General features: G+C 68.8%; 16 protein-coding genes and 1 riboswitch. Of the genes, 7 read left to right on the top strand and 9 right to left on the bottom strand.

What is annotated here, in order from left to right:
- Positions 1 to 43: 43 nt before the first annotated feature.
- Positions 44 to 1858 carry a DNA helicase RecQ gene (recQ, locus tag BPET_RS04545; protein WP_012247912.1) on the top strand — a complete coding sequence of 605 codons (1815 nt, stop codon included), beginning with the start codon at positions 44 to 46 and terminating at the stop codon, positions 1856 to 1858.
- Between the two features lie 56 nt (positions 1859 to 1914).
- Here the strand turns inward: recQ and ruvB are convergent, their stop codons facing one another.
- Positions 1915 to 2976 (bottom strand): Holliday junction branch migration DNA helicase RuvB, encoded by a 1062-nt coding sequence (ruvB, locus tag BPET_RS04550; RefSeq protein ID WP_012247913.1) that lies wholly within the window; start codon positions 2974 to 2976, stop codon positions 1915 to 1917.
- Positions 2977 to 3542: 566 nt separating this feature from the next.
- Between ruvB and BPET_RS04555 the strand changes: the two genes are divergently transcribed.
- Positions 3543 to 4508, top strand: coding sequence for a threo-3-hydroxy-L-aspartate ammonia-lyase (locus BPET_RS04555; protein WP_012247914.1), 966 nt, complete (start codon positions 3543 to 3545; stop codon positions 4506 to 4508).
- A gap of 73 nt (positions 4509 to 4581) precedes the next feature.
- Positions 4582 to 5502: a complex I NDUFA9 subunit family protein gene (locus tag BPET_RS04560; protein ID WP_012247915.1), complete on the top strand. Its 921-nt coding sequence runs from the start codon at positions 4582 to 4584 to the stop codon at positions 5500 to 5502.
- A gap of 13 nt (positions 5503 to 5515) precedes the next feature.
- Here BPET_RS04560 and ruvA read toward each other — a convergent pair whose 3' ends face one another.
- The 6 genes from ruvA to BPET_RS04590 all read right to left on the bottom strand — a co-directional run bounded on the left by ruvA (position 5516) and on the right by BPET_RS04590 (position 10865).
- Entirely contained in the window at positions 5516 to 6088 is a 573-nt protein-coding gene (ruvA, locus tag BPET_RS04565) for a Holliday junction branch migration protein RuvA (protein ID WP_012247916.1), read from the bottom strand.
- Positions 6089 to 6166: 78 nt separating this feature from the next.
- A complete protein-coding gene (gene ruvC, locus BPET_RS04570; RefSeq protein ID WP_012247917.1) occupies positions 6167 to 6715 on the bottom strand; it encodes a crossover junction endodeoxyribonuclease RuvC in 549 nt (182 codons plus the stop codon).
- Complete coding sequence (gene purH, locus BPET_RS04575; protein ID WP_012247918.1) at positions 6715 to 8304, bottom strand: bifunctional phosphoribosylaminoimidazolecarboxamide formyltransferase/IMP cyclohydrolase; 1590 nt, start codon at positions 8302 to 8304, stop codon at positions 6715 to 6717. Before purH ends, ruvC begins: the two co-directional genes overlap by 1 nt.
- 45 nt (positions 8305 to 8349) lie before the next feature.
- Positions 8350 to 8589, bottom strand: a complete 240-nt coding sequence (locus BPET_RS04580) for a helix-turn-helix domain-containing protein (RefSeq protein ID WP_012247919.1) — start codon at positions 8587 to 8589, stop codon at positions 8350 to 8352.
- A 35-nt stretch (positions 8590 to 8624) separates the two neighbouring features.
- Positions 8625 to 9650, bottom strand: a complete 1026-nt coding sequence (dusB, locus tag BPET_RS04585) for a tRNA dihydrouridine synthase DusB (protein WP_041863520.1) — start codon at positions 9648 to 9650, stop codon at positions 8625 to 8627.
- A gap of 54 nt (positions 9651 to 9704) precedes the next feature.
- Positions 9705 to 10865 (bottom strand): UbiH/UbiF/VisC/COQ6 family ubiquinone biosynthesis hydroxylase, encoded by a 1161-nt coding sequence (locus BPET_RS04590; protein WP_012247921.1) that lies wholly within the window; start codon positions 10863 to 10865, stop codon positions 9705 to 9707.
- 98 nt (positions 10866 to 10963) lie between these two features.
- Here BPET_RS04590 and BPET_RS04595 point away from each other — a divergent pair, with 98 nt between their 5' ends.
- On the top strand, positions 10964 to 11416 hold the full coding sequence (locus BPET_RS04595; protein ID WP_012247922.1) for an NINE protein: 453 nt from the start codon (positions 10964 to 10966) through the stop codon (positions 11414 to 11416).
- Between the two features lie 61 nt (positions 11417 to 11477).
- Here BPET_RS04595 and BPET_RS04600 read toward each other — a convergent pair whose 3' ends face one another.
- Positions 11478 to 12818 (bottom strand): aminopeptidase P N-terminal domain-containing protein, encoded by a 1341-nt coding sequence (locus BPET_RS04600; RefSeq protein ID WP_012247923.1) that lies wholly within the window; start codon positions 12816 to 12818, stop codon positions 11478 to 11480.
- 85 nt (positions 12819 to 12903) lie between these two features.
- A riboswitch (yybP-ykoY riboswitch) is annotated at positions 12904 to 13044 on the top strand.
- Between the two features lie 78 nt (positions 13045 to 13122).
- Between BPET_RS04600 and BPET_RS04605 the strand changes: the two genes are divergently transcribed.
- The 3 genes from BPET_RS04605 (at position 13123) to BPET_RS04615 (ending at position 15827) form a co-directional block, all read left to right on the top strand.
- On the top strand, positions 13123 to 14115 hold the full coding sequence (locus BPET_RS04605) for a sodium:calcium antiporter (RefSeq protein ID WP_012247924.1): 993 nt from the start codon (positions 13123 to 13125) through the stop codon (positions 14113 to 14115).
- A 408-nt stretch (positions 14116 to 14523) separates the two neighbouring features.
- Positions 14524 to 14850 carry a hypothetical protein gene (locus BPET_RS04610; RefSeq protein WP_012247925.1) on the top strand — a complete coding sequence of 109 codons (327 nt, stop codon included), beginning with the start codon at positions 14524 to 14526 and terminating at the stop codon, positions 14848 to 14850.
- Positions 14851 to 14930: 80 nt separating this feature from the next.
- Entirely contained in the window at positions 14931 to 15827 is an 897-nt protein-coding gene (locus BPET_RS04615) for a cytochrome c oxidase assembly protein (protein WP_085970244.1), read from the top strand.
- Positions 15828 to 15842: 15 nt separating this feature from the next.
- Here the strand turns inward: BPET_RS04615 and galU are convergent, their stop codons facing one another.
- Positions 15843 to 16679, bottom strand: a complete 837-nt coding sequence (gene galU / locus BPET_RS04620; protein ID WP_012247928.1) for a UTP--glucose-1-phosphate uridylyltransferase GalU — start codon at positions 16677 to 16679, stop codon at positions 15843 to 15845.
- Between the last annotated feature and the right edge of the window lie 55 nt (positions 16680 to 16734).

Raw genomic sequence — 16734 nt, forward strand, 5'->3', positions numbered from 1 at the left:
ATGGGGCTTAAAATCGCCGCCATGATGCTTTCGGCTACTTCCCATGTCTGACCCACGCGCCCAGGGCGTCCTGCAGCGCGTTTTTGGCTACGAATCCTTCCGCGGCGACCAGCAGGCCATCGTCGAGCACGTCATCGGTGGCGGCGACGCCCTGGTGCTGATGCCCACGGGCGGCGGCAAATCGCTGTGCTACCAGGTGCCGGCGCTGGTGCGCGAAGGCACCGGGGTGGTGGTGTCCCCCCTCATCGCGCTGATGCAAGACCAGGTCGACGCCCTGACCGAGCTCGGCGTGCGGGCGGCCTACCTGAATTCGACACAGGAATGGCGTGAGGCGCGCGATGTCGAGCAGGCCTTCCTGGATGGCAGGCTCGACCTGTTGTACGTCGCGCCCGAACGGCTCCTGACCGACCGCTGCCTGCAGTTGCTGGAACGCGGCCGCATCGCGCTGTTCGCCATCGACGAGGCCCACTGCGTGTCGCAATGGGGCCACGACTTCCGGCCCGAATACCTGGGCCTGTCGATGCTGCACGAGCGCTGGCCCGATGTGCCGCGCATCGCGCTCACGGCCACCGCCACCGCCGCGACGCGCGTCGAGATCGCGCAGCGGCTGGCGCTGGACCAGGCCCGCCATTTCGTGGCCAGCTTCGACCGGCCCAACATCCGCTACCGCATCGTCGAGAAAAACGAGGTGCGGCGCCAGTTGCTGGACCTGATTCGCGCCGAGCACGAAGGCGATTCGGGCGTGGTGTATTGCCTGTCGCGCGCCCGCGTCGAGGAAACCGCCGATTTCCTGTGCCAGAACGGCATCAATGCCTTGCCGTACCACGCCGGCCTGAGCGCGGCCGTGCGGGCCCGCAACCAGTCGCGCTTTCTGCGCGAAGACGGCATCGTCATGGTGGCGACCATCGCGTTCGGCATGGGCATCGACAAGCCCGACGTGCGGTTCGTGGCGCATATCGACCTGCCCAAGTCGGTCGAGGGCTACTACCAGGAAACCGGGCGCGCGGGCCGCGACGGCTTGCCGGCCACGGCCTGGCTGGCCTATGGCCTGCAAGACGTCGTGCAGCAGCGCCGCATGATCGACGAATCGCCGGGCGACGAGGCCTACCGCCGCCGGCTGGGCCAGCAGCTCGACGCCATGCTGGGCCTGTGCGAAACCGTCGAGTGCCGGCGGGTGCGCCTGCTGGCTTATTTCGGCCAGACCATCACGGCTTGCGGCAATTGCGACGTGTGCCTTGAACCGCCGCAGTCATGGGATGGCACGGTGGCGGCACAGAAGGTGCTGTCGGCCGTGTACCGCCTGTGGAAAGAGCGCGGACAGCGCTACGGCGCGGGCCACATCATCGATATTCTGCGCGGCAAGGAAACCGAGCGCACCCGCCAGCATGGGCACGAGACGCTCAGCGTGTTCGGCGTGGGCGCCGATCTTTCCGAAGCCGCCTGGCGCGGCGTGCTGCGGCAGTTGCTGGCGCAAGGGCTGCTGATGGTAGACCACGAGGGCTACGGCACCCTGGCCCTGACCGAAGGCAGCCGCGCCGTGCTGAAAGGCGAACGGCAACTCATGCTGCGGCGCGAGTCCGAGAAAAAAGCCCGCGCCGGCAAGTCGGGCGGCCGGGCGCGCGCGGCCGTCATCGAATTGCCGCCCGACGCCCAGCCGCTGTTCGACGCCCTGCGCAACTGGCGCGGGGAGGTCGCCAAGAGCCATGGCGTGCCGGCCTACGTGATTTTCCATGACGCCACGCTGCGCGAAATTGCCCTGGCCCGGCCGGGGTCGATGGACGAGCTTGGCCACATCAATGGCGTGGGCGCGCGCAAACTGGAAGCCTACGGCGACGACATCCTGCGGCTGGTGGCGTGATCCGGCGTCAGGCGCGAGGCGCCTGCAAAGCCGGGCGCGGGCCAATACGCGGCGCGCTATTTGTTGAACAGATCGCCGCTGCCCGAAGGGGGCGCCAGGCCCAGGTGCCGCCAGGTGGTCTGGGTGGCCATGCGGCCGCGCGGCGTGCGCTGCAGATAGCCGTGCTGGATCAGGTACGGTTCGATGACGTCTTCGATGGTGTCGCGCTCTTCGCCGATGGCCGCCGCCAGGCTGTCCACGCCCACCGGGCCGCCGTCGAATTTGTGAATGATGGCTTCCAGCAGCTTGCGGTCCATCAGGTCGAGGCCTTGCGGGTCGACTTCCAGCATGGCCAGCGCGCGGCCGGCCGAGTCGGCATCGATGGTGCCGTGCGATTTCACTTGGGCGTAGTCGCGTACGCGCCGCAGCAGGCGGTTGGCGATGCGCGGCGTGCCGCGTGACCGGCGCGCCACTTCGGCGGCGCCGTCGGGCGTGATTTCGGCCTGCAGCAGGCCGGCGCTGCGCGTGACGATGCGCGCCAGGTCATCGGCGTTGTAGAACTCCAGGCGCGACACGATGCCGAAGCGGTCGCGCAGGGGGTTGGTGAGCATGCCGGCGCGGGTGGTGGCGCCAACCAGGGTGAAGGGTTGCAGGTCGAGCTTGACGCTGCGCGCGGCCGGGCCTTCGCCGATCAGGATGTCGATCTGGAAGTCTTCCAGCGCCGGATACAGGATTTCTTCGACGACCGGCGACAGACGATGGATTTCGTCGATGAACAGGACGTCGTTTTTTTCCAGGTTGGTCAGCAGCGCGGCGAGATCGCCCGGGCGTTCGAGCACGGGGCCGGAGGTCTGGCGCAGCTGCACACCCATTTCGTGGGCAATGATGTGGGCCAACGTGGTTTTGCCCAGCCCCGGCGGGCCGAACAGCAGCACGTGGTCCAGCGCCTCGCCGCGCTTGCGCGCGGCCGCGATGAAAATTTCGAGCTGTTCGCGGGCCCGCTGCTGGCCGACGTATTCCTGCAGCGCCTTGGGGCGCAGCGCGCGTTCGATGGATTCTTCGTTGGGCGACACCGGTTGCGGAGTCACCAGGCGAGGAGCGTCGGGCAAAGAGGAAAGCGAGTCGGACTGGATGGCCATGGTCGGGAATGAGGCTGGCGGGAGACAAGAAAAAGCGGGTGCCAGCGAGGTGCATCGTACACCACGGGGGGGAGGGTGGAAACGGTGATTGTCGGTGTTGCCGGAGGTGGGTTCCTGGCCCCGTCCCGCGGCGAGCGAGCGGGCGGGGGCGGCGCCCGTGCGTCGGGCTCGGGCGCAACCACGCGCCCTCGGCCTGCTGCGCAGGCTTCCCCGCCGCCCAACGCGCCGCCCCCGCCCGCCCGCTCGCCGCGGGACTGCACCGGGGTGGTTCGGGGCGCCGACTACAAATCGTATTTCGCAGGGGCCGCGCCTGTGCGAGGAGTCGCTACGCGATCATCCGTAAGGCCGAAGCCACGTCATTTGCCATAAAACACACTCTGGCGCTGTCTTGTCCCGAATTGCAAACACGCGAGCCTTGTCGTGGCGGGGGCTTCGCCCGGCCCAGCCCCCGCCACGACAAGGCGCCTGAAGAACCCAATCCAGCAAGCCCCCACCCCCATGCAAGCATCCCGCCACAACTGGCGATATCATGCACCCGTTCCCGATCATCCTTGAAGGACCCCGTCATGGCCCCCGCACTGCCCACTTACGACGACGTTGTCCGCGCCAGCGAAACCCTGGCCGGCGTCGCCCACCGCACGCCGGTGCTGACCTCGTCCACCGCCGATGCCCGCACCGGCGCCCAGGTGTTCTTCAAGTGCGAAAACTTCCAGCGCATGGGCGCTTTCAAGTTTCGCGGCGGCTACAACGCCATCGCGCGCCTGAGTCCGTCGCAGCGCGAGGCCGGGGTGGTGACGTTCTCGTCGGGCAACCATGCGCAGGCCATTGCGCTGGCCGCGCGCCTGCTGGGCGTGCGCGCCACCATCATCATGCCGAACGACGCGCCGGCGGCCAAGCGCGCCGCCACGGAAGGCTACGGCGGCCAGGTCATTACCTACGACCGCTATACCGATGACCGCGAAGCCGTCGCGCGGCGCGTGCAGGCCGAGACCGGCGCCACGCTGATTCCGCCTTACGACCACGGCGACGTGATCGCCGGGCAGGGCACCGCCGCCAAAGAGCTGTTCGAAGAAGTCGGCCCGCTCGACGCCTTGTTCGTCTGCCTGGGCGGCGGCGGGCTGCTGGCCGGCTCGGCCCTGTCGGCCCATGCCCTCAGTCCGGGTTGCGCCGTGTACGGCGTCGAGCCCGAGGCCGGCAACGATGGGCAGCAGTCGCTGCGCAAAGGGGAAATCGTGCGCATCGCCACGCCCAAGTCGCTGGCCGACGGCGCCGTCACCACGCACCTGGGGCAACTGACCTTTCCCGTGATCCAGCAGCGGGTCACGGACATCGTCACCGTCACCGACGCGCAACTGGTCGACACCATGAAGTTCTTCGCCGAACGCATGAAAATGGTGGTCGAGCCTACCGGCTGCCTGTCTACCGCCGCGGTGCTGCACCAGGCCATCGCGGTGCCGGGCAAGCGAGTGGGCGTCATCATCAGCGGCGGCAACGTCGATCTGGCCAACTACGCGCGCCTGCTGGCGGCTTGATCCGTGCCCTTGCGGCCGGCTGCGCCGCAAGGCAGAATGCCCTTACTGGCACTTCAGTACTGGGGTAGCGGCAATGCGTATCCTGCTGATCGGCGGTACCGGTTTCCTGGGCCGGCATATGGCGGCGCGGCTGGCGGGCCACGGCCATGTTCTTATCGTCCCCACGCGCCAATACGGTCGCGGACGCGACCTGCAACTACTCCCCACACTTACCCTGGTCGAAGCCGACGTGCACGACGACGCCGTGCTCGACCGCCTGCTGCGCGAATGCGATGCCGTCATCAACCTGGCGGGCATCCTGCACGGCGGTCGCGGCCAGCCTTATGGCGCCGGCTTTGCGCGCGTCCACGTCCAATTGCCGCAGCGCATTGCCCAGGCCTGCCGCCGCCACGGCGTGCGGCGCCTGCTGCACGTCAGCGCCCTGGGCGCCGATTCCTCCGGCCCCAGCATGTACCTGCGTTCCAAGGGCGACGGCGAAGCCGCCCTGCGCGAAGCCTATGCGGCCTGGCCCGAAGGCGCCTGCACCATCTTCCGGCCTTCGGTCGTGTTCGGGCCCGACGACCACCTCACCACCTTGTTCGCCCGCCTGGCGCGCTGGCTGCCGGTCATTCCGCTGGCCGGGGCCGACGCGCGCATGCAGCCCATCAGTGTCAGCGACATCGCCTTCGCGGCTGAAGCGGCGCTGGGCAACCCGCACACCGCGGGCCGCGTCTACGATCTGGGCGGGCCGCAGGTGTACACGCTGGGCGAAATCGTCCGCCTGTGCGCCGCCTGGAGCGGCCATCCGCGCACCGTGCTGCCCCTGCCCATGGGCCTCGGCCGCCTACAGGCCTTGTTTTTCGAGTGCCTGCCGGGCGATCCGCTCATTTCGCGCGACAACCTGGCGTCGCTTGCGGTCGACAACGTCTGCTCGGCGCCCCTGGACCCTGAACTGGGCATCGTGCCCACCAGCATGGAAGCAGTCGTGCCCGGGTACTTGAAAGCGGGGCGCTGACCCGCCGGCGCCGTTACCGCACCAGCGCTTTCAGCGCCAGCCGGATGCCCTCGGACACCCCGGTGCCTTCGGGCAGTTTCTTCAGCGCCGCCTGCGATTCCTTGTCGGAATATCCCAGGGCCAGCAGGGCATTCAGGATGTCGGTCTGGCTGTCGGGCACCGCGTGCGCCGTGGCGCCGATGTCGGCGCCCAGTTTGCCGCGCATTTCCAGCAACAGGCGTTCAGCCGTTTTCTTGCCGATGCCGGGCACGCGCGTCAGGCGGCCCGACTCCTGCAGCGTGATGGCCTGCGCCAGGTCGCTGACCGACAGGCCCGACAGTACCGACAGCGCGGTGCGCGCGCCGATGCCGCTGACCTTGATCAGCTCGCGGAACGCGCCGCGCTCGGCCGCTGTGGCGAAGCCGTACAAAATGTGCGCGTCTTCGCGCACCGTCAGGTGCGTATGCAGGGTGACCCGCGCGCCGAGCTCGGGCAGGGCATACAAGGTGCTCATGGGCACCTCGATGTCATAGCCCAGGCCATTGACGTCCACGCAGATGGTGGGCGGCAGTTTCTCGATCAACGTTCCGGTGATGCGTCCGATCATGGTGCGGGTGGCGACAAGTGGATGTGGAGCGCGCCGCGCGCGCCTGCCGGCATTCTAAACGTTGCGGCGCCGGGGCGGTCAGCCCACCAGGCGGCCGCCGCGCACGCGCGTGCCGCCGCCCAGGCCGGTGGCGGCCGACAGGCCGCCCAGCCGGGCCTGCAGCGGCCCGACATGCGCGTGGCAGATGGCGCAGGCCAGCGCGTCGGCCGAGTCGGGCGCCGGCGTGCCGTCCAGCGACAGCAGGCGCTGCACCATCATCTGCACCTGTTCTTTGGCCGCGCGGCCGGTGCCCACCACGGCCTTCTTGATCTGCAGCGCGGTGTATTCGTGCACCGCCAGCTGGCTGTCGGCCAGCGCGCACAGCGCCGCGCCGCGCGCCTGGCCCAGCAACAGGGTGGAGGCGGGATTGGTGTTGAGGAAGACGATTTCCAGCGCGGCCACGTCGGGACGGGTATCGCGCGCGACCTGGCGCAGGTTGTCCAGAATGACTTTCAGGCGTTCCGGCAGCGCCAGCGCCGGCGGCACCACGATCGTGCCGCTGGCCACATAGCGCAGCCGCATGCCTTCGGCATCGATCACGCCGAAGCCGGTGCGGCGCAGGCCGGGATCGATGCCGAGGACGCGCATCAGTGACGGAAGTGGCGGGTGCCGGTCAGCACCATGGCGATGCCATGCTCGTCGGCCGCGGCGATGACTTCGTCATCGCGCACGCTGCCGCCAGGCTGGATCACGCAGGTAGCGCCGGCCGCCACGACCACATCCAGGCCGTCGCGGAACGGGAAGAACGCATCCGACGCCACGGCCGAGCCTTGCAGCGTCAGGCCGGCGTTCTCGGCCTTGATGGACGCGATGCGGGCCGAGTCGACGCGGCTCATCTGGCCCGCGCCCACGCCCAGCGTCATGCCGCCGCCGGCGAACACAATGGCGTTGGACTTGACGTACTTGGCGACTTTCCAGGCAAAGCTCAGGTCGTTCATTTCCTGGTCGGTAGGCTGGCGCTTGGTCACGACCTTGAGCGCGTCGCGCGGCACGTTGTACGAGTCCGGCGTCTGCACCAGCCAGCCGCCGCCCACGCGCTTGATGTCGAAGTCGTTGTGGCCCGTGCCGGCCGGGATTTCCAGCACGCGCACGTTTTTCTTTGCCGCCAGCACGGCCAGCGCGGCGCCGTCGTAGCCCGGCGCCAGCAGCACTTCCAGGAACTGGCCGCTGACGGCTTCGGCGGTGGCCGCGTCGACCGGACGGTTGAAGGCGATGATGCCGCCGAAGGCCGAGGTGGGATCGGTCTTGAAGGCTTGCTGGTAGGCGTGCAGCGGATCTTGCGCCACGGCCACCCCGCACGGATTGGCGTGCTTGACGATGACGCACGCCGGCGTGTCGAAGCTGCGCACGCATTCCCAGGCGGCGTCGGCGTCGGCGATGTTGTTGTACGACAGTTCCTTGCCCTGCAGCTGGCGGTAATTGCCCAGCAGGCCGGCGGGACGTTGCGCGTCGATATAGAAGGCGGCCCGCTGGTGCGGGTTTTCGCCGTAGCGCAGGGCCTGGGCCTGGTGCACCTGCAGCGTCAGGGTGCCCGGCCAGTCGTGGCGCGCGGGCGCGGCGTCTTGCGCGGGGGCCGGCTCGGCCAGGCTGGTCAGGTAGCTGGCGATGGCGCCGTCGTAGGCGGCCGTGTGGGCATAGGCCTTGGTGGCCAGCGCCAGGCGCAGCGCGTACGAGGTGGCGCCGCCCTGGTCCATTTCGGCCAGCACGCGGGAATAGTCGGCGGGGTCGATCACCACCGTCACGCCGCCGGCGTCGGTGCCGTGGTTCTTGGCCGCCGCGCGCAGCATCGCCGGGCCGCCGATGTCGATGTTCTCGACCGCGTCCGCGAACGTGCAGCCCGGGCGCGCGATGGTCTCGCGGAAGGGGTACAGGTTCACCACCAGCATGTCGATGCGGTCGATGCCGTGCTGCGCGATGGTGTCCATGTGTTCGGCGCTGTCGCGGCGCGCCAGCAGGCCGCCGTGGATCTTGGGGTGCAGCGTCTTGACGCGGCCGTCGAGGATCTCGGGCGAGCCGGTATGGGCGGCGACTTCGGTCACGTCCAGGCCGGCGTCGGCCAGCAGGCGGGCAGTGCCGCCAGTGGACAGCAGGCGCACGCCCCGCGCGGCCAGCGCGCGGGCGAATTCGACGATGCCGGTCTTGTCGGACACCGAGAGCAGGGCAGTTTCGATTTTCATGTTGGGACGGCTGAGAGGTAGGAAAGCGGTCGGGGCGCGGAGCGCTCAGGGCTGGATATTGTGCGCCTGGAGCTTCTTGCGCAGAGTGTTGCGTGTGATGCCCAGCATTTCAGATGCGCGCGACTGGTTGCCGCCCGAGCGTTGCAGGGCGACTTCGAGCACCGGGCGTTCGACGCAACGCATCACCATGTCCCACATGTCGTGTGGCTCGGACTCGCCCAGGTCTTCGAAATAGCGCTCCAGGCTGGCGCGCACGCAGTCTTCCAGGACATCTTTCTTGCTCATGTGTACAGATTTTATAGTTGGAGGTGGGTGGCGGATCACGCCGCCAGCAGGGGTTGCGCGACGGTGGCCGTAGATGCCGGGCCGCCGCGCATGAGTTCATCGAACCATTCGGACACGGCCCGCCACTGGTCGCGGGTGCTGTCGATGAGGTTCATGCGGTCGCGGAACGCGTCCGCGCCCGGCAGGCCGTCGATGTACCAGCCGATGTGCTTGCGCGCCGAGCGCACGCCGGTGTGCTCGCCGTAAAAGCGGTAATGGTCGTCCAGGTGCTCGAGCAGCAGGTCGCGCATTTCTTCAAGGGAAGGGGGCGCCAGCGTATCGCCCGTGCGCAGGTAGTGGTCGATTTCGCGGAATATCCAGGGGCGGCCCTGGGCCGCCCGGCCGATCATGACCGCGTCGGCGCCAGTGTAATCCAGGACGCGGCGCGCCTTCTGGGGGCTGTCGATGTCGCCGTTGGCAATGACCGGGATGGATAGCTCGGCTTTCACTGCCCGGATGGTGTCGTATTCGGCCGTGCCGGTGTAAAGGTCGGCGCGGGTGCGGCCATGCAGTGCCAGCGCGGCGATGCCGGCCTCTTGCGCGCGGCGCGCCACGCGCAGCGCGTTGCGGTGCTCGCGGTCCCAGCCGGTGCGGGTCTTCAGGGTAACGGGCACGCCCAGCGGGGCGCACGCGGCCACCACGGCGTCGAGAATGCGGGCGACCAGGTCTTCGTCGCGCAGCAGCGCCGAACCCGAGGCCAGGTTGCACACCTTCTTGACTGGGCAGCCCATGTTGATGTCGATGATGCGCGCGCCGCGGGCCGCATTGAAGGCGGCTGCCTCGGCCATCATGGCCGGGTCGGCTCCCGCGATCTGCACCGCCACCGGGGCGATTTCTCCATCGTGGTTCAGGCGGCGCGAGGTCTTGACGCTGTCCCACAGGCGCGGGTTGCTGGCGGCCATCTCGGACACGGCGTGGCCGGCCCCCAGCCGCTTGCACAACTGGCGGAAAGGCCGGTCGGTCACTCCCGCCATGGGAGCGACCAGCACGTTGTTGGGAAGGGTCCAGGGGCCGATGCGCATGGGGCGGATTTTACCCGCCTTCATGTGGCCCCTATTCGTGGCCGGTGTGCGCGCCTAGTTGCGCAACCCTTGCAGCAGGTGGCGCGCCAGCGGCGCGCGCAGGGGCGCGGCCAGGTCGAGAGCCAGCAGGCCCAGCCCGCAGGCATGCTCGACCGGCGCCAGGCCGGTGGCGAACGCGCGCGGCATCAGGTCGGTAAGGCCGGCGGTAATCCAGCGGTCGGCGCGGCGCGCCTGGGCAAATGCCGCCAGCGCGGCGGCCGGGTCGGCGGCCGGGCTGGTCAGCCAGTCGGCCAGGCCCTGGGCCAGGCGCGCCGCGTCGCGCAGCCCCAGGTTCAAGCCCTGGCCGGCCACCGGGTGCAGGGTTTGCGCGGCATTGCCGATGGCCGCCACGCGGCCCTGGGTAAGCGTGCGCCGGGCGTTGAGCGCCAGCGGGAAGATGTGTCGCGGCGCCTGGCTGGACAGGCGGCCCAGGCGGGTGCCGAACGCCTCGCTCAGCGCCGCGGAAAAAGCGGCATTGTCCAGTTGCGCCAGCTCGGCGGCGCGCGCCGGCGCACTGCACCACACCACGGAATACCCTTGCGCCGGGTGCGGATGCGGCAGCAGCGCCAGCGGACCCTGGTTGGTGAAGCGTTCCCAGGCCCAGCCCGGCCGGGGCAGGGTGGCCTGGGCGCTGGTGATGACGGCATGCTGCCCGTACTCGCGGCGCAGATCGTTGGCGCCGCTGCCGTCGGATTGCACGGCCACGCCGCAGCGCACTTCGGCCTCGCCCTGGCGCACGATGACGCCCTGGCCGTCCTGGCCCTGCACCTGGGCCCGACGCCCGTGCAGCACGGTCACGCCGCTGGCCTGGACGCGCTCGTGCAGCGCGGCGTGCAAGTCGGCATACGACACCGTGCTGCCCAGCCGTGGCACCTGGAAGTCGCCGCACTGGATCAGGGTGCTGCCCAGCCGGCCGCGCTGCGACACATGCACGGTGCGGATGTCGGCCGCGCGTCCGGGCCAGGCCTGCAGCGATTCGAGCAGCACGCGGCTGCCGTGGTTCAGCGCCAGCACGCGCGGGTCGGCCGACGGAACGGCGCCGCCCGACTCGGGCGCCGCCCCGGCCAGCAGGGCAATACGCTGCGGCCGCGCGGCCAGGCGGGCCAGCAGCAGCGCCAGCACGTGGCCAACCGGGCCGGCGCCCAGGATGGCAATGTCGTAGACAGACTGAGTCATGCCGGAATTCTACCGTCCACTACAATCGCGGACATTCGAAACCGGGTGTCCCGCACGCCAGCGCCGCCCGGGGGCGTGCCTACTTTTCCTGTTTTCTCATGCAGCCAGCCTCGCCGTCCCTGTCCGAATCCGCTACCCGCCCGCGCAGCAAGCTCGTGCTGGGCCTGCTTGCCTGCCTGCTGGGCTGGCTGGGGGCGCATTGGTGGTACTTGCGCCGCCGCCATGCCTGGCTGGTGACGCTGGCCGCGGTTGCCTGCCTGGTTGCCGCATCGCAGTTTCCCGTGTGGTACGACAACCCGGCCTTCTTCCTGGCGTTCGTGCCCATGATCGACGGATTCATCGAGGGCGTGGTGTTCAGCCTGATGCCGGACGAAAAATTCGACCGCCTGTACAACCCCGCGCACGGGCGCGTCACGCATACCGGCTGGGGGCCGGTGCTGGTGGCCCTGATGGGCACGCTGGTGGGGGCCATCGTGGGCATGTTCGCCATTGCCATGGTGGTGGTGTACACCTGGACGGCCATGGGCTGGCTGGACGGCTACGTATTCTGAGGGTTCTTTATCCCGAGCCTTCATCCCGGCCCGTCCGCGGCGACGCACGAACCACCACGGTTCATTCGCGCATCAGGGCCTCGATTTCGCGCGCATCCACCGGCACGCCGCGGGTGATGAGCTCGCAGCCCTCGTGGGTGATCAGCGCATCGTCTTCGATGCGGATGCCTATGTCGTGGAACTGGCGCGGCACGTCGTCGGCGGCGCGCACATAAATGCCCGGTTCGATGGTCAGCACCATGCCCGGCTCCAGGTTGCGCCACGGGCGGTCCGCCGGGGCGGCCGGGCCGCTGCGGTAGTCGCCGGCATCGTGCACGTCGAGCCCCAGCCAGTGCCCGGTGCGATGCATGTAGTAGCGCGTATAGGCGCCCGATTCGATCACCCCGTCCAGCGATCCTTGCAGCAGGCCTTCGTCGAGCATGCCTTGCGCCAGTACCCGCACCGCGGCCTCGTGGGCGTCGTTCCAGCTGCGGCCCGGCGCGGTAGCCGCGACGGCGGCGGCCTGGGCGGCCGCCGTCAGGTCGTACAGCGCGCGTTGTGGCCCGCTGAAGTGGCCGTTGACCGGAAACGTGCGGGTGATGTCGGACGCGTAGCTGTCGACTTCGCAGCCTGCGTCGATGAGCACCAGCTCGCCGTCGCGCAGCATGGTGTCGCCGGCGGCGTAGTGCAACACGCAGGCATTGGCGCCGGCGGCGACGATGCTGGGGTAGGCAGGAGCCTGCGCGCCATGGCGGCGGAATTCGTACAGCAGCTCTGCTTCCAGTTCATATTCGTGCAGCCCCGCGCGCGCGGCCCGCATGGCGCGCGCATGAGCGCCGGCGGAAATGCGCGCGGCCTGGCGCATGGCGGCGATCTCGCTGGCGTCTTTCACCAGCCGCATGCTGGCCAGCAACGGCCGCAGGTCGTGCACGCGCGCCGGCGGCTGGCGCCGGCCGCGGCCTTGCTGCTCGGCTTCGGCCTGCCAGCGGCGCAGCTTGCGTTCCACCGGTCCGGCCGCCGCGAAAGAGCGGTACAGCGCCGGCTGGTCGAGCAGCAGCGCGGGCATCAGCTCGTCGAGTTCCTCGATGGCGTGGGCGTCGTCCATGCCATAGCGTTCTATCGCCGCTTCGGGCCCGCAACGGTAGCCTTCCCAGATTTCCTGCTCGGGATGCCGGGCGCGGCAGAACAGGATGGCGCGGTCGACGGCGCCCGCCACCAGCACCAGCCAGGCGTCCGGCTCGGTAAAGCCGGTCAGGTAGTAAAAATCGCTGTCGTGCCGGTAGGGGTATTCGGTGTCGCGGTTGCGCACCGCGTGCGGCGCGGTGGCCAGCACGGCGATGCCGCCGCCGGCGGCGCGCAGGTGGTCGAACACGCGGCGGCGCCGGTCGGCGAAGGGGGCGATATCGGTGGCGGGCAGGCTCATGGCAAAGGGCTTTCCGGGGCGGGGACAGGCTTACTTTACCTTGCCGGCGGCGTGGCGGCGCGTCGTTGCGCCTGCTACAATCCGGGCCACTGTCATTGGGGAGTAGCCATCCTTTGAATCCCCAAAGGAGTCAGCGTCAACAGACTTGGTGGTTTCCGTACCCCATGGCGCTGACGGTTCCCGCGCGGCGGCCTTGCCTGCCGCCCCGGGCCAGCCAGGCGAGACCTTTGGCCGCGAAGCGTTCACGCCAGCCGGGCGAGCCGCGTCGTCGCGCCATTGGTGTCTGCTCGTCCGGCTATTTGTCATGCTGCTCACCCTGTTCCTGTTTTTCCTGTCGGCGCTGGTCATCTACTTTGCCTGCGAGTATTTCGTCAATGGCATCGAATGGGTCGGCCATCGCCTGAAGCTGGGCGCCACCGCCGTGGGCACGGTATTGGCCGCGTTCGGCACGGCACTGCCCGAAAGCGCGGTGACTTTCATGGCGGTGGTGTTCGGCGCCACGCCCGAACAAAAAGACATCGGCGTGGGCGCGGCCATGGGCGGGCCCCTGGTGCTGGCCACCCTGGCCTACGCGGTGGTGGGGCTGGCGCTGTGGCGGGGCGGGCGAAGCGCCGCCCGCATCAATGCCGACCAGAAACGGCTGGCGCGCGACCAGGCCTGGTTCATGGGCGTGTTCGTGGCCAAGGTCGGCCTGGGGTTGCTGGCGTTCGCCTGGAAGCCCTGGCTGGGCCTGTTGTTCCTGGGCGTGTACGGGCTGTACGTCAAGCGCGAGTTGTCCAGCGATGAAGAATGCCTGGACTGCGACGATCTCGAACCCCTGAAGCTGCGTCCGCGCGACGATGATCCGTCGATGGCCTGGGCGTGTATCCAGACGCTGCTGGCGCTGGCGGTGATTGCCGGCGCTTCGCATATTTTCGTGCGCCAGATCGAACTGCTGGGCATCGCCATGGGCGCTTCGCCCCACATTGCGGCGCTGCTGCTGGCGCCGGTGGCCACCGAACTGCCCGAGATCATGAACGCCCTGATCTGGGTGCGCCAGGGCAAAGAGCGGCTGGCCCTGGCCAATATTTCCGGCGCCATGATGATCCAGGCCACGATACCTAGCGCGCTGGGTATCTTCATGACCCCGTGGCTGCTCGACGGCCCGCTGGTGGCGGCCGGCCTCTTCACGCTGCTGTCGATCCTGCTGCTGTGGCTGCGCTTTCGCCGTGCCGGCATGAGCGTGCCGGTGCTGTCGACAGTGGGCGGGTTCTACGGGTTGTTCGCCCTGTACCTGGGGTGGCACTTCGCGCGCTGACGCCGCGCGCGCGGGGGCGGCAGCGGGCCCGCGTCGCACGCCATTGCATGGTGGCGTTGCATCGGCGTGAAACCGGGAAAACCCTTGTTATCAGGCCAAAAAACGCGTAAAATCAATATGTTTACATCATACGGAGTTGCTCTGTGAATACCGATTCCGGCGACAGTAGTCGATCTTGCATCGACGTCGCTGCCTGACAGGATCCACGCAGAAACTTCATCTGCCGCATCCTGCCAGCGCAGGGTGCGGTATGCGGCGGCAAGTTCTTTGCCGCCATTGCCCCACCAAACCGCCAGAACCGCCGCTGTGCCGTCGCAGCCTGTGCCGACGCGCGCCTTTCGCGCGCCGCCAGTTGCCGCGAGGGCGCGCGCATTCGCAGCTGCGCTCCTCTGCTTCAGGGAGGTTGCCATGCGTTTATTCGACCTGTTCATGCGCCGCGCCGGTGTGGATCGCGGCGCGCTCAACCGCCGTCCGGGCACGTCGCGCCTCACCATCGAGTGTCCGCGCGATGCCCTGGGCGCCGTCCGCAAGCAGATTTGCCTCGATTTCGGCGCCGCGGGCCTCGATGTGGCGCAGTTCCAGATCGATTCGCGCCGCGATGCCGATTTCGCGTCCGCCTGCATCACCGTCAACTGTCCGCCTGAACTGCGGCCCGAGCTCATGTCGCAGGCACGCCGCCTGCGTGCCAATCCGGCGGTGCGCCACGTGCATTTCGGCACTTCGGCCCGCGCCTGACCCAGTCGCCGCGCCCCGGAGGCGCGGCTCTACTACAATGCCATGGCGGGCTGCAGCCCGTGTTTCGTCAGGATTTTCGGATTTTCGGCATGGATCGGCTCGGCTGGCTCGTCCCGTGGGAGTTTTCCCCGACCCTGGTGGCTGCCTTCGTGGCGGCCATCGTGCTGTTCGTGCGCGGCCAGCGCGTGCACCGGGTAGGCGCTGCGCGCCAGGTCCTCTTCTGGACCGGCATGGTGCTGCTGTACCTGTCGCTGCACACCCGGCTCGACTACTACGCCGAGCGCATGTTCTTCATCCACCGCATCCAGCACCTGGTGTTGCACCACCTGGGGCCGCTGCTGGTCATGGGCGCCTTCCCGGGCTCGGTCATGCGCGCCGGCCTGCCCATGGCATGGCGGGCGCGGTTGCGCGACTTCCTGCGCAGCGCGGGCGGCCGCGCGCTGGTGGGCGTGCTCACCAACAAATACCTGGTGCCGGCGCTGTTCGTGTTCCTGGTGCTGGTCTGGCTGATTCCCTCGGTGCAGTTCTATTCCATGCTCGACTGGCGTCTGTACCGGCTGATGAACTGGTCGGTGGTGATCAGCGGCTTCATGTACTGGAACCTGATCCTCGACCGGCGGCCCAGCCCGCCGGCGGCCATGAGCCCGGGCGGCCGGGTGCTGTCGCCCATCCTGACCATGGCGCCGCAGATGGTGGCGGGCGCTGTCATCGCCTTCACCGAATCTGATATCTACCCCTTGTTCGAGCTGTGCGGCCGGGCCATTGCCATGTCGGCGCAAACCGACCAGACCATCGGCGGCCTGACCATGTGGATTCCCGCCGCCATGGTGGAAGTCTTCGGGTTGCTGGTGGCGCTGGGCACCTTGATGCGCCTGTCGGGCAAGGGCCGCCTGCGGCCCGAAGACCGCCAGGCCCGTGCCCGTGCGCGCGAACGCGAGCGGGCCGCCAAGGCGGGGCAGGCCGTCGCCAGCCCCTGAGCCAGGCCGGGTGGCCTACGCCACCAGCCCGTGGTACTTGCGGCCCAGGGCTACCGTGGCCTGGAACATCCCGGCCTTGCTGCCGCAGTCGTAGCGTTGCCCCGTGTAGCGGTGCGCCAACACCGGGCGCGCGCCCATCAGGGCGGCGATGCCGTCGGTCAGCTGGATTTCATTGCCCGCCCCGATCTGCGTGGCCCGCAGATGGTCGAAGATTTCGGGCTCGAGCACGTAGCGGCCCACCACAGCCAGGGTCGAGGGGGCTTCCTCGGGCGCAGGCTTTTCAACGATGTGCGTGATGCGGGCGGTGCGGTCGTCAATGGGGCGCGCCGCCACGATGCCGTATTTGCGCGTGTCTTCGCGGGGCACATCCTGCACGCCCAGCACGCTGGCGTCATGGGCGTACGACGCGTCGATGAGCTGCTTCAGCACCGGAGTGTCGGCGTCGATCAGGTCGTCGGCCAGCAACACGGCGAAAGGTTCGTTGCCCACGGCGGGGGCGGCCGTCAGCACGGCATGGCCCAGCCCCAGCGGGGCGGCCTGGCGGATATACAGGCAATTGACATGCGCCGGCAGAATGCCGCGCACCATGGCCAGCAGCTCGTGCTTGCCCTTGCTTTCCAGGTCGGCCTCGAGTTCGGGGGCCGAGTCGAAGTGGTCTTCGATGGCGCGCTTGTTGCGCCCCGTGACGAAGATCAGGTCGGTGATGCCGGCCGCCACGGCTTCTTCCACGGCGTACTGGATCAGTGGCTTGTCGACCACCGGCAGCATTTCCTTGGGCATGGCCTTGGTGGCAGGCAGAAACCGGGTGCCCATTCCTGCGACAGGAAAAACGGCTTTGCGGATTGGGCGCATGAGAACCTCTGGTAGAAAATTGATCGGACCGTCAAACTTTTTCCGGCGGTCGCTA

It is taken from the genome of Bordetella petrii, from assembly GCF_000067205.1.
GTDB lineage: Bacteria > Pseudomonadota > Gammaproteobacteria > Burkholderiales > Burkholderiaceae_B > Bordetella_A > Bordetella_A petrii.